This is a genomic window from Arsukibacterium perlucidum DSM 18276 (genome assembly GCF_000382165.1).
GTDB classification, from domain to species: Bacteria; Pseudomonadota; Gammaproteobacteria; order Enterobacterales; family Alteromonadaceae; genus Alishewanella; species Alishewanella perlucidum.
In genome coordinates this window covers 1-20,792 of the sequence record NZ_KB907713.1, presented here as the reverse complement: position 1 = coordinate 20,792, position 20,792 = coordinate 1, and the positions used below count along the sequence as shown (strand labels likewise).

At 50.3% G+C, this 20,792-nt stretch carries 18 protein-coding genes and 3 pseudogenes; 4 read left to right on the top strand and 17 right to left on the bottom strand.

All coding sequences use genetic code 11. The annotated features are described in order from the left end of the window. Nucleotides 1–100: 100 nt before the first annotated feature. The 13 genes from H141_RS0110855 to H141_RS0110785 all read right to left on the bottom strand — a co-directional run bounded on the left by H141_RS0110855 (nucleotide 101) and on the right by H141_RS0110785 (nucleotide 13,321). Nucleotides 101–880 carry an acetoin reductase gene (locus tag H141_RS0110855; protein WP_019676294.1) on the bottom strand — a complete coding sequence of 260 codons (780 nt, stop codon included), beginning with the start codon at nucleotides 878–880 and terminating at the stop codon, nucleotides 101–103. Between the two features lie 141 nt (nucleotides 881–1,021). Then, nucleotides 1,022–1,417, bottom strand: coding sequence for a hypothetical protein (locus tag H141_RS0110850; protein WP_019676293.1), 396 nt, complete (start codon nucleotides 1,415–1,417; stop codon nucleotides 1,022–1,024). Between the two features lie 302 nt (nucleotides 1,418–1,719). Continuing rightward, entirely contained in the window at nucleotides 1,720–2,019 is a 300-nt protein-coding gene (locus tag H141_RS0110840) for a type II toxin-antitoxin system RelE/ParE family toxin (RefSeq protein WP_019676291.1), read from the bottom strand. Beyond that, nucleotides 2,020–2,289 carry a type II toxin-antitoxin system Phd/YefM family antitoxin gene (locus H141_RS0110835; RefSeq protein WP_019676290.1) on the bottom strand — a complete coding sequence of 90 codons (270 nt, stop codon included), beginning with the start codon at nucleotides 2,287–2,289 and terminating at the stop codon, nucleotides 2,020–2,022. Between the two features lie 84 nt (nucleotides 2,290–2,373). Further along, on the bottom strand, nucleotides 2,374–2,502 hold the full coding sequence (locus H141_RS21145; RefSeq protein WP_019676289.1) for a DUF2200 family protein: 129 nt from the start codon (nucleotides 2,500–2,502) through the stop codon (nucleotides 2,374–2,376). A gap of 28 nt (nucleotides 2,503–2,530) precedes the next feature. Beyond that, the gene (locus H141_RS0110825) at nucleotides 2,531–3,268 is read right to left on the bottom strand and encodes a hypothetical protein (protein WP_157610856.1); all 738 of its coding nucleotides are present in this window, start codon (nucleotides 3,266–3,268) and stop codon (nucleotides 2,531–2,533) included. A gap of 332 nt (nucleotides 3,269–3,600) precedes the next feature. Continuing rightward, on the bottom strand, nucleotides 3,601–6,042 hold the full coding sequence (locus H141_RS0110820) for a glycoside hydrolase family 31 protein (protein WP_019676287.1): 2,442 nt from the start codon (nucleotides 6,040–6,042) through the stop codon (nucleotides 3,601–3,603). A 2-nt stretch (nucleotides 6,043–6,044) separates the two neighbouring features. Then, the gene (locus H141_RS0110815; protein ID WP_019676286.1) at nucleotides 6,045–8,027 is read right to left on the bottom strand and encodes an alpha-amylase family protein; all 1,983 of its coding nucleotides are present in this window, start codon (nucleotides 8,025–8,027) and stop codon (nucleotides 6,045–6,047) included. A 119-nt stretch (nucleotides 8,028–8,146) separates the two neighbouring features. Then, the gene (locus H141_RS0110810) at nucleotides 8,147–9,355 is read right to left on the bottom strand and encodes an EAL and HDOD domain-containing protein (protein WP_019676285.1); all 1,209 of its coding nucleotides are present in this window, start codon (nucleotides 9,353–9,355) and stop codon (nucleotides 8,147–8,149) included. Nucleotides 9,356–9,494: 139 nt separating this feature from the next. Further along, nucleotides 9,495–10,733, bottom strand: a complete 1,239-nt coding sequence (locus tag H141_RS0110805) for a DEAD/DEAH box helicase (RefSeq protein ID WP_019676284.1) — start codon at nucleotides 10,731–10,733, stop codon at nucleotides 9,495–9,497. 133 nt (nucleotides 10,734–10,866) lie between these two features. Next, complete coding sequence (locus tag H141_RS21655; RefSeq protein WP_008984845.1) at nucleotides 10,867–11,019, bottom strand: DUF5989 family protein; 153 nt, start codon at nucleotides 11,017–11,019, stop codon at nucleotides 10,867–10,869. Further along, nucleotides 11,019–11,444 (bottom strand): SxtJ family membrane protein, encoded by a 426-nt coding sequence (locus tag H141_RS0110790; protein ID WP_019676282.1) that lies wholly within the window; start codon nucleotides 11,442–11,444, stop codon nucleotides 11,019–11,021. The genes H141_RS21655 and H141_RS0110790 overlap by 1 nt, the downstream gene beginning before the upstream one ends. Before the next feature lie 38 nt (nucleotides 11,445–11,482). Next, the gene (locus tag H141_RS0110785; protein ID WP_019676281.1) at nucleotides 11,483–13,321 is read right to left on the bottom strand and encodes a carbamoyltransferase family protein; all 1,839 of its coding nucleotides are present in this window, start codon (nucleotides 13,319–13,321) and stop codon (nucleotides 11,483–11,485) included. A gap of 77 nt (nucleotides 13,322–13,398) precedes the next feature. Between H141_RS0110785 and H141_RS0110780 the strand changes: the two genes are divergently transcribed. Both H141_RS0110780 and H141_RS0110775 read left to right on the top strand, forming a co-directional pair. Beyond that, nucleotides 13,399–15,294: an SGNH/GDSL hydrolase family protein gene (locus H141_RS0110780; RefSeq protein WP_019676280.1), complete on the top strand. Its 1,896-nt coding sequence runs from the start codon at nucleotides 13,399–13,401 to the stop codon at nucleotides 15,292–15,294. A gap of 5 nt (nucleotides 15,295–15,299) precedes the next feature. Then, on the top strand, nucleotides 15,300–17,030 hold the full coding sequence (locus tag H141_RS0110775; RefSeq protein ID WP_019676279.1) for an SGNH/GDSL hydrolase family protein: 1,731 nt from the start codon (nucleotides 15,300–15,302) through the stop codon (nucleotides 17,028–17,030). A gap of 7 nt (nucleotides 17,031–17,037) precedes the next feature. Here H141_RS0110775 and H141_RS0110770 read toward each other — a convergent pair whose 3' ends face one another. After that, complete coding sequence (locus tag H141_RS0110770; protein WP_019676278.1) at nucleotides 17,038–17,358, bottom strand: hypothetical protein; 321 nt, start codon at nucleotides 17,356–17,358, stop codon at nucleotides 17,038–17,040. Nucleotides 17,359–17,665: 307 nt separating this feature from the next. Here H141_RS0110770 and H141_RS0110765 point away from each other — a divergent pair, with 307 nt between their 5' ends. Then, complete coding sequence (locus H141_RS0110765) at nucleotides 17,666–18,289, top strand: PEP-CTERM sorting domain-containing protein (protein WP_019676277.1); 624 nt, start codon at nucleotides 17,666–17,668, stop codon at nucleotides 18,287–18,289. Between the two features lie 280 nt (nucleotides 18,290–18,569). Next, complete coding sequence (locus H141_RS0110760) at nucleotides 18,570–19,364, top strand: substrate-binding periplasmic protein (protein ID WP_019676276.1); 795 nt, start codon at nucleotides 18,570–18,572, stop codon at nucleotides 19,362–19,364. Nucleotides 19,365–19,400: 36 nt separating this feature from the next. Here the strand turns inward: H141_RS0110760 and H141_RS22095 are convergent. The 3 pseudogenes from H141_RS22095 to H141_RS0110750 form a co-directional block, all read right to left on the bottom strand. Continuing rightward, nucleotides 19,401–19,766: pseudogene (locus H141_RS22095) on the bottom strand (methyl-accepting chemotaxis protein); the annotation flags it as partial. Between the two features lie 153 nt (nucleotides 19,767–19,919). Further along, nucleotides 19,920–20,489, bottom strand: a pseudogene (locus H141_RS22090) (PAS domain-containing protein); the annotation flags it as partial. Between the two features lie 24 nt (nucleotides 20,490–20,513). Continuing rightward, nucleotides 20,514–20,792 (bottom strand): annotated as a pseudogene (locus H141_RS0110750) (IS4 family transposase); the annotation flags it as partial.

Genomic DNA, 20,792 nt, shown 5'->3' with positions numbered 1-20,792 from the left:
GTAACGCCGCATACTTCCCAAGGCTAGCACGCATCCGCCAATGATACCTTTGGAGATTGGCTAACAACACCCCCCCTTTTTCCCGCTGCTTCTGCTAATTTCAGCGATAAACCAGCCCGCCATCAATTAAGGGGGCTTGTCCTGTCATATAGTCGGAATCGGGGCCGGCTAAATAAGAAACGAAAGCCGCTACATCTTCGGGCGTTTGCGCGCGGCCCAGTGCAATGCCACCGACGAACTTTTCGTAGCTTTCGCCGACCTTAGCACCGGTAATCTCGGCCATACGCCGGTCAATTTCTATCCACATATCGGTGCCAACAACCCCGGGGCAGTATGCATTTACCGTGATGCCATCACTCGCAAACTCTTTAGCCGCCGTCTGCGTCAGAGCACGTACCGCAAATTTGGTCGCCGAATACACGCCCAGCAAGGCAAAACCTTCATGGCCGGCAATAGATGATGCGTTGATGATTTTGCCTTTGTGTCCACGGCTCTTAAACTTTGCAGCAGCAGCCTGAATGCCCCACAAAACGCCCTGAACATTAACCTTAAAAGTCTTTTCAACTTGTTCGGGGGTGATCTCAGCGATAGACTGAATACTGGCAATGCCCGCGTTGTTCACCATAATGTCAAAGCCGCCCAGTTCCTGTTCAACATGGTCGATTGCGGCATAAACCTGTTGCCGTTTCGTTACGTCAGCTTTAAAAGTCGTCGCTTTGCGACCGAGAGCCCGTACTTCATCAGCCACCGCGGCTGCCTTTTCGTCGTTAACATCAACAATCGCTATATCCGCGCCGTCGTTTGCCAGACGCAGCGCAATACCGCGACCGATCCCTTGTCCACCGCCTTTTATCAGTGCAACTTTACCGGCAATACTCATATTCAGCTCCTTCAACTTTGCTTATGCCAAGCATACCCAAATTGCTTGCATGGGTATGTTCGATATCCAACAAAGCCAAGAGCGGTGGGGAACGTTTGCGATCGATGGGCTCAGCGGTAGCTAGGGTTATTTATTGAGTATTTACTCAATAAATACGGCTAAACCCTGCGCAGTTTTCTGTAATTTTTCGACATCTCTGACACTGCCCTGCACCCCATCGAAACTGTATACCCGGTCAGTTATCAGCTGTTCCGAGACACTGGTTACAATAATACCATTGGCCCCCAGTGCTGCAGCTTCCGACTGCAGTGCATTAATAATGTCATCAATGGCTGCCTGATCAGCAGCGTTCAGTGAACGGGTATTGGTAGCAGAGACAATGGCTATTTCGCTGAATTTTGCTGGCTGCTCAGTATAAATAGCAACATCGGAGGCTAACGTTGCCGCTCTAACCTCACCAGTAATCACATGCGATGACGGCGCGGCACAGCTGATCACTAATCCACAAAGTAACAGGCAGGTCGCTAATTTAATCATTTTTAATCTCCAATTGTTTAAATTGCAGCTGGTATATTCCCAAGAGTCACAAAAGGTTTTTATTTAAATCAGCGACAAGATTAGTACAATTCAGCCAAAGACGTACCAATAGCTACGCCAAAGCTTAAAATAAGCACGCCGCCAATAAAGGCTGCCAACACAATTAGCCCTCTCTGTCGGGCTTCGCTATTGTTGTTGCTGATAAATATGCTCCTGTATGCTGAGATAGCATAGTTAGTCATACAGCTGACTGCCAAATCGACAGGCAATGGTAGCTTTTTAATTCTTCAGCGAGCTTACTTTTATGCTTCGTCATCAGGCAGTAAAAGTATTCTTTCAGTGCGCCAGACCCGGATCAAGCTGACTACCGAGGCATGTCGCAGGTAGACAATCCGAAACGGCGGATAAATAAGTTCGCGAATTTGCTGTTGATAAAACTCAGGCACTTGCCTGCCAGAGTCTGGCTGATCTGTCAGCTTTTGCGCCTTTTCCAGAATAGTACTAACGAATCGCTGGCCGATTTCCGGAACGCCCTGTGCTGTGTAGTAAGCCTTAATCTCCAGCAAATCGTTTAACGCAGACCGCGCAATAACAAGTTGCACTTATGGCACACCAAGTATCTTTTTAGCCTCATCCAGGCTAACGGTATCGCCTTCCCGGATATCAGCCAAACCTTTAGCTACAGCTTTGACGAAAAGCAGCTCTTCAGCCGTTTTTTCATAATCTTCAATACCTTGCACTACGGCAACACCACGGCCCCGGCTGGTTAGCAGGATAGGCCGATGAGTTTCATTGGCACGGCCCACCACTTTGCCAGGATTGACCTTCAGATCAGAAAGAGGAATAACATCCTCCGAAAATTTGGTTTGCACTTTACCACCCCTTAGTCAACAGGGCCATTAATAGCACCTGTTTAAAGGTGCCGTCAAGAAACGAAAATTAGGGGCAGATAATAATTAAATGCCGGTAAGCCGGCAAATAATATGGTCTACTTCCGCTTTAGTGCGGTTTCTGCGCCCGGCTTTGTGCACACACATTGGATAAACTTTGGCAAAGACCATTTTAAAAACAGGGTGGTCAGCCATGAATACACTTCCTTCATAGCAACAGATGTTAGCTTCTCTTAAACGAAATACGGCCAAATACTAAATCTCTTGCTCCTTCGTTTATACTGAAAGTGGATGGGGTACCACCAACATCTGGAAATACTACATTTGGCAAAGCAGTAAGCAAACTAACATAAATTTTCTGCCAGGACTGTGGTGTGTATTCAATTCCCAAAATCTCGCAAGATAGCTGTTTGCATGTAACACTTAATATATCGAATTCCGCTTTTAGTTGATGTTGGTTTATTAAACTACGGATATCCTGCTCCATAATATAGGCCCAATTTTCATCTATAGCTGGGTCTTGTTTCAGCTCATTATTATTGATATGGCTACTGTTTTTGTTTATTAACAACTTCATAAAGTCAGCAGAATGTTGGGGCATATTCTCATCTACAATCAGAAATATTTCTTTTTTATAGTCTTCAGACCATAACACCAGCTCATATGAGACATTTTTTTCTTGAGCACTTGAACCATTCCCCATTTCTCCGGCCGATTCTGCAGCAGAGTCGACTGACTTTTCGATATCATCTATAGATATAAAAACACTGCTCCCGGTGACTTGCCGACTGTCTCCAGTTGCATCAACTTTAGTTTGCTGCAACTCCAACTCAGCATTAGGCATGTGCCTCACTTCTAAATCGTGGGGACTATCAGAGTTACGCTCCGCTGTATTAAAATATTTATACGCCGAAATTAGAACCACTGAAAACACAATTGCGAACACGACTACTTTCTTCATTCTAAATACGTCCCTTTTTCTCGATTTTGACTTGGACCACCGCCCAGCAGATTGGCGTTGCAGCCAGCGCTTTCTTGCATTTCCGTTCTACTTATAATTTCTCTCAAACATAACAAGCTTATAAGTTTGTCATGCCTACGAATTTATAACGTGTAAATTAAACCTTATTTTTTGTAAATGACGTTACGCAATAAGTTTAAGCAAATCAACATAAATTTGGTGTGATATCTGGTACGGGAAAACGGCAGGACAACTGCCCAAACAACAACCTCAGTAAAAACTCAGGTTGTTGTTTGGCGCAGGTAATTTTTGATCAGGAAGTCGTTGTTGGCTTAACGCACCTGCAGTTGCAGCTTATCGCCTTGCCAGTGGGTTTTAATTTTTAACTGCTTGCTGGCTTTATCGTAGTACGCCACATTTTGCTGGCGGGCGAAGCGCTGGGGTTGGGCTACTATGGCAATAAACTGGCCATTTACCGTAACCCTTTCAGCTTTGCCAGGCTGATTATGCAGTACTACCGTTAGCTCGCGACTATCTGGCTTACCGGTATAATCGCCACCACTGCGAGTAAATTCCAGCTTCAGGCCCGCTTCATGATCCTGGGTATAAGAATCGTCAAGCGCATAGAAATTTAATAACTCATAGTTACCGTTTTCCGTGCTGTTAGCGCTGATGCCATCGTCTTCATACATCTGGCCTTTGCCGCAGCTTACGCTGCTGTCGGCATAATAATGCACAGTAAGCCTGGCTGAGCTGTAATCCTTAGTGCTGGCCATAGGTTCAACCATCGGCACAAAGCTGCCAGCTTTTACCAGTACCGGTATGGTATCAATAGTCACCGGTACTTCTGTCAGCTCGCCGCCCTGATACCGCTTACCGCTGAAAAAGTCGAACCAGACGCCATCCGGCATATTCACCGGCCAGCTGCGCACACCAGGCTGGGTTACCGGCGCGACTAAGAAGGCGTCGCCCCACAGGTAGCTGTTAGTCTCGTCCATATAGTTGGTGTTGCCTTCATCGGCAAAAAACAGCGGCCGCATCAGTGGCATGCCGGTTTGGCTGTGTTGCCAGGCCATGGTGTATAAATACGGCAATAGCTGATAGCGCAAGTTCAGGTACGGGCGCAGGGTGTCGATAACCTGCTTGCTATGAAATACCGGCTCGGGCGCGATATGCTCCTGAGCATGCGGCCGGTACACCGGCTGAAATACACCGTATTGTAACCAGCGGATATACAGCTCCGGGTCAAAGGCTTCGCCCCCGGCAAAGCCGCCTAAGTCAGAGTGGATATAGCCAAAACCGAACAGGCTCATTTGCAGCGCAAGCTCTACCTGCGGCTGCAGGCCACCCCAGCTGCGGTCTACATCGCCGGTCCATGGCACCATGCCATAGCGCTGCGAGCCCAGGCTGCCGGCCCGCATCATAATAAAGGGCCGGGTATCAGCAAAATTACGCTTATAGCCGCGATACACCAGCTCGGCCCAGCGATGGCCATAGGCATTGTGAATTTCATCGGCACTGCCCAGCAGGTGCTGAGTATCAGCCGGATGCACTTCCGGCTCGCCTAAATCGCCCCATACCCCGGCTACGCCCTGCTCGGCTAAATCTTTATAAATTTGCCAGAACCAGTCGGCGGCTACCGGGTTAAATACGTCGATTAAGCCGGTATTACCAAAGTAAAAATCAAAGGTCTGCGGGCTACCATCCGGCGCGGTGGCCAGAATGCCAGCGGCTACCGCTTCCTGCCAGCGCTTCGAGCTGGTTAAAATAAAAGGCTCGGTAACTAAAATGGTTTTAACGCCGTCGGCTTTAAAATCGGCCAGCATTTGCTCTGGCTCAGGAAAGGCCTCGCGGTCCCAGGCCAGATTACCCATATGGCCCTGAATATCGGGGCCAAACCAATATAAATCCAGCACTATCGCATCCAGCGGCAGGCCTGCTTCGCGGTATTTCTGCACCACCGCCCGGGCTTCGGCCTCGCTGCGGTAACCAAACCGCGAGGCATAGCTACCCAGGGTCCAGCGCGCCGGCAATGGCGGCTTGCCACTAACCGTGAGGTAGTTATCAATAAGCTCGGGGAAGCTATCACCAGCCACTACTATATAAGCACTGCGGCCGGCCACTGCGCTGAACTCCAGGGTGTCGGCGGCGGTTTTGCCAAGGTCGATATGGCCACTGGCTGAGTTATCAAACAACAGCATATATTTGTTGCTCGACATCACTCCGGCCAGGCTGAAATACATTTGCTCTGATGCGGTGCTGTAGCCATAGTGCGCTTTGTTATACAGCGGCAGGCGATGGCCACGACGGTCCATTCCCAGCACCCGCTGGCCGGCGCCGAACAACTTTTCCTGCTCGGTTAAGCGGAATTTAAAGCCCAGCTGCCCGTTATCTTTGAAAAAACCGGGCTGCTCTTCGGTGATCAGTTGCTCGCCACGGTAAAAGCTCAGTTTAAGCGGCGATTTGGCGATCTTAATCCGCATTTCTGCCGAGCGGTACAGCAGGTGATCGCCATTATCGGCTACCGTCAGGGTTAATGGTGCCGCTGATCTGCCAATGGCAAACGAAGGTAACTGCTTAACCCCGGCGCTCTGGTAATGCACCTCGGCCACCTGTGGCTGAAAAAAGGTAATGGCCAGCTCACCGTCGCTGGTTGTTAACACTAACTGATTACCAAGCTGGCGGTGCGACTGATAATCAGCAGCTGCCAGGCCAAAAGCAGCCAGTAAGCTAAAAGCGGCCAGTAGGCGGCTGAACGAAACGAAATAGCGCATGTTTACTCCTGATACTGCACGCGGTACACCACTGAGCCCAGCGGCGGCAGGGCAATATTAACCCGACCCACGCCATTTGTAACCCGCAGTTCGGCGGCGCCTTCTGCTAACTCGCTTACCAGGCTATGGTTGCCATCGGCCAGTTGCCACTGGCTAATCAGCTCTGTTGGCAATAACAGTTCAAATTCACTGCTGTGCTCAGGGTTAAAATTACTGACCACAATCAGCTGTTGAGCGTTTTGCTGTTGCGGATCGGTATAGCGGGCAAACGCCAGTTGCTGCTCACCATAAGCCGTGTTGTTAGTAATGTTAGCGCTGTGCAGCTCGAAATAGTTACCCATTAAGGCCGGGGCTGTGGCACTAAAGGCCATTAACCGCACATAAAAGTCGCGCAGCGCGGCTTCGTCAGAACTCAGCGCCCCGCCGTCAAACTTACCGCCATTCATCCAGCGCTGATGATTTGGCACGCCAATATAATCGAAAATACTGGTACGGGTCGGCTTACCAAAACCGGCGTCTTCGGCACCCGGCTCACCGACATCCTGACCAAAATACAGCATAGTAGGCGAGGTGCTGATTAACGCCGACACCACCATTGCCGGCATACCTTTGCGGGCATCACCGGCGAAATCGGGGCTGGCGATCCGCTGCTCGTCATGGTTTTCCAGAAAGTGCAGCATATGGTGTTCAATATCGGCCATCCGTTGCTGGGTTGCCACCAGAGCCGAGGTCGGGCCCTTGCCCTGCATCACCAGCTTTAAGCTGTCGTAAAATTCTACTTTGTCATACAGGTAGTCCATTAAACCCAGTTTAATATAATCGCGATATAAATCAGGTTGATACACCTCGGCCAGTAAAAACGCATCCGGGTTAAGCTGTTTAATATGCGAGTTTAAATAGCTCCAGAATTCTACCGGCACCATTTCGGCCATATCGTAGCGAAAGCCATCTACTCCGAAATCCAGCCAGTACAGGGTGATATCACGAAATTTCAGCCAGGAATCCGGTACATCCTTACCCTGCCAGAACTGATAATGGGCCTGCCAGTCTTTTTCAGCGTATTCCGCTGGCAACGTATCAAAATCGTAACTGCCGTCGGGCCGCACGCCGTAGTTAATTTTTACCGTCTCGTACCAATCATCAAAGGCCGGCTGGGCGGCACGGGCCCCGTTGCCGGTCCACTTGGCCGGGTTTTCAGCAAACTGACCATCAGCCAGCGGGTGAGCCTCGCCAGCTAACACCTGATAACTATCGGGCCAGGCAGGCACCTGAAATGCGTTGCCCGGCACATAGTAAAAGTTATTGTCGCGCTTATATTCAACACTGCTGTCATCATTGGCGCCAAAATCGGTTACGCCCTCAGGTTTGGCCAGCGACTGATAATCGCGCGCCACATGGTTCGGCACAATATCAATCAGTACCTGCATACCGTGCTGGTGGGTGCGCTCAACCAGAGCTTTAAATTCAGCCAGCCGGTTGGCCGGGTCTACCGCCAGATCGGGGTTAACGCTGTAATAGTCTTTTACCGCATAAGGCGAACCGGCGCGGCCTTTTACCACATCGGGGTCGTCCAGGCTGATGCCATAAGCTGTGTAGTCATTGATTACAGCGTGGTGCGGCACCCCGGTATACCAGATATGGCTGGTACCCAGTGCTTTAATGCCGGCCAGGGCGTCATCGGTAAAATCATTAAACTTACCAACGCCGTTTTGTTCAAGGGTGCCCCAGGGTTTATTGGTGGTATTGGTATTGCCAAATAAGCGGGTAAACACCTGATATACCACCGGCTTACCCTGGCGCTCAGTGGTCGTCAGCTCAACTTGCGGCCGGGTTTCAGGCTTAGTGACGCCGATCGGCTTGGCCGGCGCCGACTGCTCAGGTGGCGGCTGACCGCAACTGCTCAGGCTGAGCGCAACGCAAGCCGCCAGTAAAAGATTAATGCGGGGACGAAAAATATTGGATTTAATGTTAAGTTGTATCGTCATTGCGGTTTACCCTGCCACTGTATTAACCCAGTAAGTTACCGCAGAATAACCGTTAATGGTTGCGTTTGATTGCTGCATACGTATGCAAGTTGTCTGACAAGCTTACTATTATGGCCCGGCTAGCTAACCAGAATGCTGTCGGCCCAGCGTACCGCCTGCTGATATACCTCGGCCAGCTCAGCAATACCGTTGATTTGCTGCTCCAGGTTTACTGTAGTTTCCCAGTCACCGCGCTCAAAGGCCAGAGTAAGTTGCAGCATCTGGCCCAGTAAACCACTTTGAGCCAGCAGTGCCTGTTTAATTTCGGCTTGCAGCGGCAGTTGATCCAGCATTATGGGTTGCGGCTGCTCGATAATTTCATGGACGTTGGAGAATAAGCCGGTTAAAAACGCACTGGGTGGGTTATTCGACAGACGTTTCTGCTCGGCCAGTAAATCGCAAAAACGGGCCCGGATTAATGCCACAGTAAGCCTGGCATCTGCTTCGCCATCGGCTAAATTGGCCAGGGCTAATAACGCGATAAACTTTTTCAGCTCTGGCTCACCCATCGACACCATTGCCAGCTTTAGTGAACTGATAGGCTGGCGGGCAGCAAACTGGCTGTTATTAACAAAGCGCAGTAGCTTATACGACAGCCCGACGTCGCGCTGACAGATCCCGGCCAACAGCTCAAAGTCCAGCTCAGGCTTTGATGCTTCAGCAATTAGTGCCAGTAAATTAGCCTTGTTTGAGCTTAGCTGCTTTTGTTTCATCATTTCCGGCCGGGCAAACAGATAGCCCTGAAACAACACAAAGCCCATCATTTTCAGCTTTTCAAATTGTTCAGCGGTTTCGACCTTTTCGGCCAGCAACACCAGTTTATAATCAGCAATGCGCCGCAGATAGCGGCTTATCTGCAACAGATTAAACTGCAGTACATCAACTTTTAAGTAGGTTATGTAGGGTAAGAATTCATCCCACTTCGGATCAAAATCATGGTCGTCCAGCGCCAGCTTATAGCCCTGACTATGCAGGCTCTGGCATACCGCCAGCAATTCCGGGCTGGCGGGTACCGTTTCCAGAATTTCAATAACGGTACTGGCCGGGTTAATAGAGGTTGGAAAGCGATGCAGCAGAGTGTCGGCAGAGAAATTAATAAAAGCAGGTTTATTACCGGTCAGGCTCTCGACACCCAGCAAAAGATGGTGCTGTAATAGTAATTTGCTGGTCGCTTCGTCAGCGTCGATATCCGGAAAACTATTGGCTTCGCCATCCCGGAATAACAATTCAAAACCATATACTGTTTTATCAGCAGCAAAAATAGGCTGGCGGGCAATATAACCGTACATAACAGCAATACTCCATTACTTCCTCAAGTTCAGTATATTCGGATTTGCTGTAATAACAATACTCCGCCCCAACTAATCGCATCATTGCGGGGGGGCGGCTTTAAGGCCGATTTAGCTTAAGTGACTTGGCTTGGCGGGCTTAGCTGCGCGGTGAGCGCCGGCCATCCCGATGTTCAGTTTTAGGTTTCTTCGGCCGGTAGGGTTTGCTGTTCGGGTTACTGTCTGCCAGCTGTTGTACCGGCTCAAAACCAGCAATAACCTGACGTGGGATCTGCTGTTTAGTTAAACGCTCAATGCCAGCCAGCTCTTTAGACTCATCCGCGCATACCAGGGATATCGCCTGGCCAGAGGCGCCGGCACGGCCGGTGCGGCCAATCCGGTGCACATAATCTTCAGCAACATGCGGTAAGTCAAAGTTAACTACTTGCGGCAGCATATCAATATCCAGGCCGCGGGCGGCAATATCAGTAGCTACCAGCACCCGGATAGTACCGGCTTTAAACTCGGCCAGTGCTTTGGTGCGGGCGTTCTGGCTTTTATTGCCATGAATAGCCAACGCGCTGATCCCGGCTTTTTCCAGCTGCAAGCTAAGCTTGTTAGCACCATGCTTGGTGCGGGTAAATACCAGTACCTGGCGCCAGTTGTGCTGTTTAGCCAGCGATATTAACGCCGCGGCTTTCTGGTTTTTATCAACCAGATACACCCATTGCTCAATTTTTTCAACCGTGCTGTTTGGCGGGGTTACGGTAACTTCTACCGGGTTATGCAACAAACCCTTGGCCAGGGTGCGAATTTCATTGGAAAAGGTGGCAGAAAACAGCAGGTTCTGCCGTTTGGCCGGTAATAACGCCAGAATTTTTTTAATATCGCGGATAAAACCCATATCCAGCATCCGGTCGGCTTCATCCAGCACCAATACTTCTAACTGGCTAAAGCGCATGGCGTTTTGCTGATATAAATCGAGCAGCCGGCCCGGGGTGGCGATCAGAATATCCACCCCTTTGCGCAGCGCCATCAGTTGCGGATTAATGCTTACACCGCCAAACACCACGGCCGAGCGCAGTGGCAGGTATTTACCATATACTTTTACGCTTTCGGCAATTTGTGCCGCCAGCTCGCGGGTAGGCGTTAAAATAAGTGCCCGCACCTGGTTAGCCTGTACTTTACGGCCCTGGCTGCTGCCCTCGCTCAGCATTTGTAACAGCGGCAGGGTAAAGCCGGCGGTTTTACCGGTACCGGTCTGGGCGGCAGCCATTAAATCATGGCCGGCCAGTACAGCAGGAATAGCCTGCTGCTGGATAGGAGATGGCGTGGTGTAACCTTTGTCGCTGATAGCTTTTAATATGTCGTTCGACAGGTTTAAATCGGTAAATTGCATGCGTTATCCCGCAATAAAGGCTGCGAGAAAAATCTGCCGCAGCTGCAGTGGCCCTCATTTTGAAGGGCGTGCAGCTTACAGGATCTGCCAGCTTTTAGCCAATATTGCTGCAAACGGCTTTTACAATCGGTAATTAAAACAGGGTATAAATAAAACCAGCCAGTGCCGATTGCTGACTTACCACCACCAAACCACCGAGTAACGCCAGCACCAGAATAATTGGCAGCAACCAGATTTTTTTGCGAACCCGCAAAAATGCCCATAAATCAGTTAAAAATTCCTGCATTAAAACGGATCCTCTAAATCTTTGGCGCTGGGTAGTTTGTCAGGCGCCAGCCAGTAACTGTCGCCAGTTAGTTTATGCTTGTAGCTGTGCTGATATTGCAGCTTGCCAAACAGCCGTAGTACCAGGCCCAGCGGCAATATCATCAGATAAAACACTATCCCCAGCAACAGCCGGGTATTCAGCCAGGCCATTACCTGGGCAAAAGCCATCCACAGCCGGTACGGATAATACAGCCCTGCCGGCCATAGCCAGGCCAGCAGCAAAAATATTGCTGATAATAACAGCGGCCAAACAGGCACCTTGTCAGCGGCAAGCCAGCCGAATAACCAGGGTAACAGTAACGAAAACACCACTGGTACGGCGATGGCCATTTGCCAGCCGAAAGTTCGTAGCCCGCCATGGTCGGTTTTTGACAACAACTGCATTTTGTTTCCCTTAAAATTCCATTAGCTAAGGCAGATGGCTAATCCGCAATAAAACTACGCAGCCGGGCAGCAGCCAGTTGCGCCGGCTGTTGCCCGGCTTTACTGATTAAACAATTGCCCAGCACCAGGTAATCCATATCGGTGGCTAAAAAACCCTGCAAGGCGTCTTCCGGACTGCAGACCGGTGGCTCGCCGCGAACATTAAATGAGGTATTAATCAGTAGCGGTGTCGCCGTCAGCTCGTTAAACGTTTGCAGTAAGTGATAAAACGTCGGGTTACCCTGTTTACTGACGGTTTGCACCCGGGCGCTGTAGTCAATATGGGTAATAGCCGGCAGGCTGGAGCGTTGTTGCGCCAGCTGAGCTAAACCGCAAGCTTCTGGTGGCAGGCTGATACACAATTCCGGGTTCACCTTTGCCACCAGCAGCATATAAGGGCTGGCCACATTGAGATCAAAATACTCGCTTGCCCGCTCTGCCAGTACCGCCGGTGCAAACGGCCGGAACGACTCGCGTTGCTTAATTTTTAAATTAAGAATGCTTTGCATTGCTGCACTTCTGGCATCACCCAGAATAGAGCGGTTACCCAGCGCCCGCGGCCCAAACTCCATCCTGCCCTGAAACCAACCCACCACCTGGCCGGCAGCCAGTAACCCAGCGGTGCTGTGATACAGCATATCGTCAGTTAACTGCTGATACGGTATTTGCTGGCTATCAAGCAACTGGCATATTTCGGCTGCACTATAAGCCGGCCCCAGATAACCACCCTGCATCTGATCATGCAGCTCATCGCTGGCTCTGGGCTGCTGATAATACTGATGCCAGGCCAACATAGCTGCGCCTAGAGCGCCGCCGGCATCGCCCGCCGCCGGCTGGATCCAGATATCAGTAAAAGGGCCCTCCCGTAGCAAACGACCATTGGCGACACAATTAAGCGCTACGCCACCGGCAAGGCAGAGTTTAGACTCGCCGGTTAAACGATGGGCATGCCTGGCAATTTTCAGGACGATCTGTTCGGTAACCTGCTGCACCGAACTGGCTAAGTCCAGATAGAGCTGGCTGGGGGTGGCGTCCGGGCTAAGCGGCGGTGCGCCAAACAGTTGCTCAAACTTGCGGCTGGTCATCCTGGAGCCGACCGGATAGCCAAAATAGGCCATATTCAGGGCAAAGCTGCCATCGGCTTTAACATCAATCAGCTCCCGGTAAATAGTGTCAACAAAGCGTGGCTCACCATAAGGCGCCAGTCCCATCAGCTTGTACTCACCGGAATTGACTTTAAAGCCACAGTAATAAGTAAAGGCCGAGTACAGCAAACCGAGCGAGTGCGGGAACTGCAACTCAAACAACGGGGTTAAGCTATTGTCTTTACCATGCCAGATAGTGGACGTAGCCCATTCGCCAACGCCATCCAGGCAAATTACCGCCGCCCGCTGATAAGGGCTGGGGTAGAACGCCGAGGCAGCATGCGCCTGGTGATGCTGACTAAACAGCAGTTGCGGCAGTTTGGCATTGCGTTCAAGTCCTGCCAGGGCACGCAGCTCGCGGCGTAGTACGGTTTTTAAATACAGTTTTTCTTTCAGCCAGATTGGCATTGCCGCCAGAAAAGAGCGAAAACCCCGTGGCACATTGGCCAGGTAGGTTTCCAGCAACCGTTCAAATTTCAGCAGCGGCTTATCATAAAACACTACGGCGCTCAGTTCAGCGACCGTTATACCGGCTTCGGCCAGACAATAGCGGATAGCGTCAGCCGGGAAAGCCGCATCGTGCTTTATCCGGCTGAACCGCTCCTGCTGGGCTGCGGCCACAATAACGCCGTCGACCAGCAAGCAAGCCGCACTGTCATGGTAAAAACAGGAAATCCCCAGAATATATCGCATAAGCCGGCTCTGCAGCTGCCATCCGTTACTAAACCCTTACCTAAAGTAACCTTAATTGACAATAGCCGGTAGTTCAAATGCGCCAAAACTTGCTGAGTTCAACAACATCGGGTACCGTAATTTTTATTGCACCGGTAATGTCTGATTCAATGCATAACTATCCATCCGCTAAAGCCAACAAAGCAACCAGTAACAGAAAAGTGTTGTTTTACGCTATAGCGCTGGCTATCCCACTGCTGCTATTACTGCTGGCAGAGCTACTGCTACGCCAGACCAGCCTGTATCAGCGCTACCCGTTAACCTTGCCGGTAGCAACCATGCCGGGCTACCTGCAAGCCAATCCGGCGCTGATTAACCGCTACTTTGCCAGCCCCGGCCAGGCCCCGCAGATCAGCCCTGACACCCAGTACTTTCTGGCAGAAAAAATGCCCGGTCAGCTTCGCATTGTGTTTATTGGCGGCTCTTCCGCGGCAGGCTTTCCTTATGGGCGCTGGGGCGCCCCGGCTGCAATGTTGCAGCAGCGTTTAAAACGACTGTACCCCGAGCAAAACATTGAAGTAATTAACCTGGCGCTGGCGGCGGTAAACTCTTACACCTTGCTGGATATTACCGACGAGGTGATTGCCTTGCAGCCTGATCTGGTGCTGCTGTATGCCGGCCATAATGAATTTTTAGGGGTAATGGGCGTTGGCTCAGCCTTTGCCGGTGAATTCAGCCATGCCAGTAAACTACTGTATCTAAAGTTACGCAAGCTGGCGCTGTTTCAGGCGATGCAGCGTTTCACAAGCTGGCTCAGCCCAGCGCCGGCATTTACGCCCGGGCGGACCCTGATGGCTCAGATTGCCCGCCATGCTGAAATCCCCCATAGCTCGGCTATGTTTAATGCGGGTATTGCCCAGTTTACTGCCAATATCAGCCTGTTGCTGGCAGAATATCAGATGGCCGGTATTCCGCTGGTATTGAGCACTATTGCCAGTAATGAAGCTGATCAGCCACCTTTTGTCTCAGCAGAACCTGCATTGGTTAACCCTGATAAACCACAACTGCAACGGGCGCTGGCAAGCAATGCCAATGTCGCCAGCTGGCACTTTCAGCTGGCCCGGCTTTACCGGCAAAGCAGTGAAACTAAACTGGCATTGCAGCATTATCAGCTGGCACGGGAACATGATTTACTGCGCTTTCGGGCGCCGCTGGCTATTAATGCCGCGATTAACGAGCTTAGTACAACCTTTGCCGCACCATTGGTTGATGGTGAAGCGATGCTACGCCGGCACAGCCCGGATGGCATTATTGGCAAGCAACTGATGCTGGAGCATCTGCACCCGAACCAGCTGGGTTATTTCTGGCTGGCAGAGGCCTTTTTACCGGCGATCCAGCAACAACTGAGGCTGGAGCTGGCTGCAGGCAGCGCAGTAACGCCAGAGCAGGCGCTGGCAGATATGCCGTTAACTGACGTAGACCTGGCACTGGCAGAGTTTAAAGTGCGTCAGCTGACTGCAGATTACCCCTTTGTACAAACACCGCAGCAGGTGACGTTTGCTGCCAGCAATAACCCATACAGCGAGCTGGCCCGGGCTCGCAGCAACGGCCTGAGCTGGCTGGAGGCCAGTCAGCGACTGGTTACCCTGTATCAGCAACAGCGCAGGATTAGCGACGCCGCCAAAGTCGCAGCGTTACTATCTGATGCCCTGCCAACCGAAAGCCATCTGGCTTTTGTGGCCGGCCAGCTGTATTTCGACAGCCAGCAACTGCCGTTGGCTGCCCGCTACCAACGCCAGGCGGTGGCCATCGCCCCCGACAACACCGACTATCGTTTGATGCTGGCCCGCAGTTACTACTATCAGCAGCAACTCAGCCTAGCGCTCGCTGAAATACAGCAGATTCTGGCGTTGCAGCCAGAGCACCCGGTGGCCTTGCGCCAACAGCGGCAACTACAACAACAATTACACCAACAACTGGCAACCGGAGACTAAGCCTGATGCGAATTTGGTTATTCAGGGCCATTGCCCTGGCATTACCCCTGCTGGTGTTACTGCTGGCAGAACTGGCGTTGCGGGCCACCGGCGCCGGTGACAACTGGCCATTATTTAAAGTGAACCCGGCCAACCCGGCCTACCTGGTAACCGAAACCGATATTGTAAAACGCTACTTTGCCAATAATACTGCGCTGCCGTCAGTAAAAATGGAGCCAGCCTTTTTGCTGGCAGAAAAACCGGATAACGCTATCCGGCTGGTGGTGCAAGGCGGCTCAACCGCCGCCGGTTACCCTTATGGCGCCGGCGCATCACTGGCAGCAATGCTGGAGCAACGTTTAAGCCGCACTTTTCCAGAGCAACGGGTAGAAGTGGTCAATACTGCGCTGGCTGCAGTAAATAGTTATACGCTGCTGGATCTGGCCGACGAGATTATTGCCATTAAACCAGATGCAGTACTGATTTATGCCGGCCATAACGAATACCTGGGGTTACTTGGTGTGGGGTCAAACTATTTAGCCAGCCAAAGCCCGGCCCTTACCCGGCTGCTGATAAGTTTGCGTAAACTGCACAGCTTTCAGCTGCTGGAACAACTATATCAACAGCTGAACCAACCGCTGCCGGCAGCGGATGAAAGCAGCCGGACTTTTATGGCCCGGGTGGCCCGGGATAAAGATATCGCGCTGGACTCAGCCCAGTATCAGGCCGGGCTGAGTCAGTTTGACAGCAATCTCAGCCGGTTGCTGGCTAAATATCAGCGGGCTGGGATCCCGGTGTATATCAGTACTCTGGTTAGCAATTTAGCCGGCCAGCCACCGTTTAACAGTAAACCGATACCCGAGGCAGCATTAAGCCAGTTACCGGTTGCATCTGCCGCTGGCAACCGGTCAGCCGACGTAACCGTGCTGGACGCACTGGCCGCCCAAGCCGCCGGTGCCGGTTCTGCTGATTTGCATTATTTACTGGGCCAACATTATCAACAGCAGGCCATGCCAGAACAAGCCAGGCAGCAGTTTCTGCTGGCGAAAGAGCACGACTTACTGCGTTTTCGGGCACCCGAAGCGATTAACCAGCAAATCCGCAAGCTGGCCAGCCGTTATAATGCCATGCTGGTCGATACCGAAGCGGCCTTTGTCGCCAATTCGGCGCAGGGCATAGTGGGTAGCAGCCTGCTGCTGGAACATGTGCATCCTAATGTGCAGGGTTATTTTTTACTGGCCGACAGTTTTTATAAAGCGCTGGGTCGCAAGCAGGCGTTGGCCGGCTGGCAGCAGCCAGCACCGGCAACTCTGGTACCGGCAAGTATTGCCTGGCAGGAGCGGCCCATTACCCCGGCCGAGGAATATGCCGGCTATTTACGTATTTTACAGCTGACAGCCGACTATCCGTTTAGTGACGAACCACAGCGAGTGCAATTTCCGGTCGCGCAAACGCCTCAGCAACAATGGGGTCAGGCTTATGTTGAGGGTAAGCTGGATTGGCTCAGCCTGCAAAACCGCAATGCCCGGTATTATCATCAGCAGGGCGATGGCGATATGCTGTTAAAAACCTTAAAAATAATAGCTGATGCGCTACCCCATGACGCTATCGCCAACTTGCAGGCTGCACAAATTCTGCATCAAGCCGGCCGGCACGGCGAAACAAAAAGCTATTTACAACGGGCGATACTAGCGCCACAAACATCGCCACAAGTGCAGCAGCAACTACAGCAACTGCAAGCCAAGCTAGCCATATAATCTGGCCTTATAATCCGGCGGCAGCTTTACTACCCGCCGGCATTGCCACACATTCAAAACCCCAGCCCCGCTGCTTCTCAACAAAGTCTGCAGCCTTTTGCTCGCAATAGCCCGCCTCATTGCTGGCCTGCCATAACACACTGGTTGCGCCATCTTTGGTGTACTGCACTTCGCACGGGAGTTCGCTGCCCTGCGGGTACACCACTTTAATTATCCGCACGGCATCCCCCAGCTGACAATGCATGCTCTGGCCCTGCTGCACAGAGGCCAACAACGGCCCGGCAATCATCCCGATGCTGACTAACAACCCTGACAATAGCAACTTCATTTAGCCACTCCTTTTCAAGTAAAAACTACATTATTAGACATCAGAGTATAGACCAGGTTTCTTGAAAATAGATTCTTGCCCAATGGTATCAAATCAGTAGTATTATCAAACTTTGCCGCAATCGAAGATAATAAGGAGAGGCAGTAGTCGCTAAGAGCAACCTACCCACTCAAGATGTCGGTTTCTTTTACAAAATTCTGAACTTATCACCTTGGTAGCCCGCTAAGCTTTTAATAATAATAGATTTATATTGCTGGCTCTATTTTTGCATGGTCGCGATGCATTAATTGTAAAATCAGGAAAAATAATGATAAAAACTAAAACGCTTTTTCTGGCGCTATTTTTAATAGTTGTCAGTCTGGGAAATACTAATACTGCCAGTGCCGGTTTAATTGACCCTGCTGCCGAAAACAGCGGTTGTTGTAATGGCTTAATACGAGGTTATTGGTTCGAAGCGCCGACAGCGTTCACGATGGACTCAGTTTGGTTAAATACTTTAGCTGGACTATCAACATCTTATCGTCTGGAAATCCTGTTGTTAAATGCCACACCACCTGAATGGAGCGGTTCCACAACGGATTTCATAACATTGGCGTCTTTTAGCAACCTTTCAGGAGTATTTAACGTAAATTTCAATTTTGCGGCTAACAACCTGATTGGTATTCTGGCTTGGGACAATAATCTAAGTTCAACTCCTTATTCAACGGCCTTCTCACAAAATATCGAAGGCAGTCCGGTTACGCTAACCCGCTTTCTCAGACAAAGTTTGACGACTGGTGGCCCAGTTTCATCTGAAGCAGGCGGCCCTATTGGCGCTATCGGCTTTAGTTATAACTCAGCAGTAACTCCACCTGTAGCAGTCCCTGCGCCAGCCACTATTTTAATTTTAGGCATTGGCTTGCTTGGCCTGAGCTTAAGAAGAAAAGCGTAATTTAAGTTCACACATTAATTAAAAGCCCGGTTGCCGGGCTTTTTTTATGTCCTATAAAAAAGCAATAGGGTACTAATTGACGAGTAGCCCGATAGATAAAGATTGCAAGAATTATCGCGTCTTTGTATTCAATAATGTAATTAAGCGGGTATTCTTAGCCTGTTGTTTGTTCCTGAAACTGACCTTGTGAAACTGGTTTTTTTAACCATGCTTATGAAAAATAGACAGTAAGCTGCCACATTATGCTAGCATCAACTTCTGTCAGAAGTGAGAGCTCTTTATGCCAAACTATAGACTGCTGGCTGCCACCTTGTTGGGTTTGCTGTTGTCTGCCTCTGCACCAGCCAGCCAGCCGCTGCAGCAAGGCAGCAATACAGTTTATCTGGCGTCGCTGGAATGGCCACCCTATACCGGTCAGCAGTTAGCTAATGGCGGTAAAACGGCTGAACTGGTTAGCCATATATTTCAGCAAATGGGTTATCAGGTTGTAATAGACTTTTTACCTTGGTCGCGCGCCGTTAGATTCAGCACCGGCCCTGAGCCAAAATATCTGGCCTATTTTCCGGAGTATCCACTGGAACATGATGATTTAAAGCTGTCTGGTTGTATTGGTTACAGTCATGTTGGCCTGGCCGAACATTCCAACGCACCACTGCAGATTAATTCAACGGAAGATTTAAAAAACTACCGGCTTGGCGTGGTGCAGGACTACGTAAATACCACTACCATCGACCAAATGATCGAAGATAAGCTGCTTAAGGTTGAAGTAAGCCTGAACGATAAACAAAATTTGCTGCGGTTAGCTCATCAGCGGCTGGACGCCGCCGTAATTGATTATGATGTACTGCAGTATCTTATTGCCACCGAACCTGAATTAACGCCGTTCAAACAGGTATTACAGTTTAACCACAGCGAATATGAAATGAAAACGCTGCATATGGCGGTGAACATTCACCATCCGGCGGCAATATTGTTAACTGAATTTAACCAAAAGCTGAATGAACTGACGCTACCTTACGATTTTTCTAAAGCTATGACTGCTGACCAGGCTGGTTTATGTAAGCCAGCGGCATAACCCGTAACACATGATCAGCAGCAATCTTTTTATTTTTTAACTACTTAACTGATGCACCAATTGGGCAAAATTTGCCACGCCCTGCTCTACTTCAGAAATACCACTTGTTACGCCGGCAAGCTGTTCCTGGGCTTTCAGCGCCAGGCTGTTAATATCTTCCATCTGAGAATGAATTTTGCTGATTAACTCAGCATTAGTTGTTACCACACTGCCTATTTCTCTTGTTGCTTCGCTGGTACGGGAAGCAAGATTACGGACTTCATCTGCCACAACGGCAAATCCGCGCCCGCTTTCTCCTGCCCGGGCAGCTTCTATTGCGGCATTCAAGGCAAGCAGGTTGGTTTGTTCAGCGATAGCGCTAATCATTGTTACAATCTTAGTAATACTTTTCGATTGCTCACTTAATATCTGGCTGTTACGGTTAGCCTCAGCCACTTGTGAACTGATTTGGCTGGAGGTGGCGACGGCATCACCCAGGATCTCTTTAGCACCAAGAGCAATCTGTGAAGTCTCTTCAGAAGTGGTAGCAGCCGCCGCTGAAGCCGCCTCTGCTGCATTAACGCTCTGCGTTATATCCGACGCAAACTTTATAACTTTAAGTACTTTACCTTTCTCATCGAAGATGGGGTTATAAGTTGCTTCCAACCAGACAGTTCGCCCTTTTGAATCTAAACGTTTAAAGCGACCAGAGTGGAATTTTCCTGCGGCAAGTTCCTCCCAAAATCGGGGGTTTTGTCGATAAAAAGCCGGTTCACAAAACATGCTGTGATGCTTGCCCTTTATTTGTTCGAGGCTATACCCTATCGTCTTCAGAAAATTGCTATTTGCATAAATAATCTCGCCTTTACCATTAAATTCAATGACCGCTAAAGACTTTTGCAGCGCACCGAACAGCGCATTTTTGTTGATTAAATCCTGCTGGTCCCGGGTAACATCAGAAGCAATCTTAATAATCCTTATTACTTTGCCTTTGCTATCCAGCACCGGAAAGTAGGCCGCGTCCAGCCAGATAACCTGCTGCTGTTTAGTCAAACGCTTAAAAGTACCTTTTTGGGAAACACCCCGAGCCAGGTCCTGCCAAAATTGCCGGTATTCAGGCTTTTTAACCATTTCCGGCTCACAAAAAAGCCGGTGATGTGCTAATGCCGGTCAGTTAAGCTGACCGGCATTTTTCTTTCTGACAGGATACTTCAATTTGCTTGATTTTACGCAGCGGGGATAACATCGCTCTCGTCTTCCGGGCAGCAGGAAGTATGAAGCCATTGCCGTAATATCCATTACCACTCGTGGAATACGGCCCGGTGACACATAAGGTAATGTGGCGAGCTGGAACACGATGTGACTGGCAGCCTCCTTGAAGCTTAGCTGGCTTGGCGAGATATCTTTACCTAATGATGCGGCCATAAGAACCATTTGATAGCGAATGAG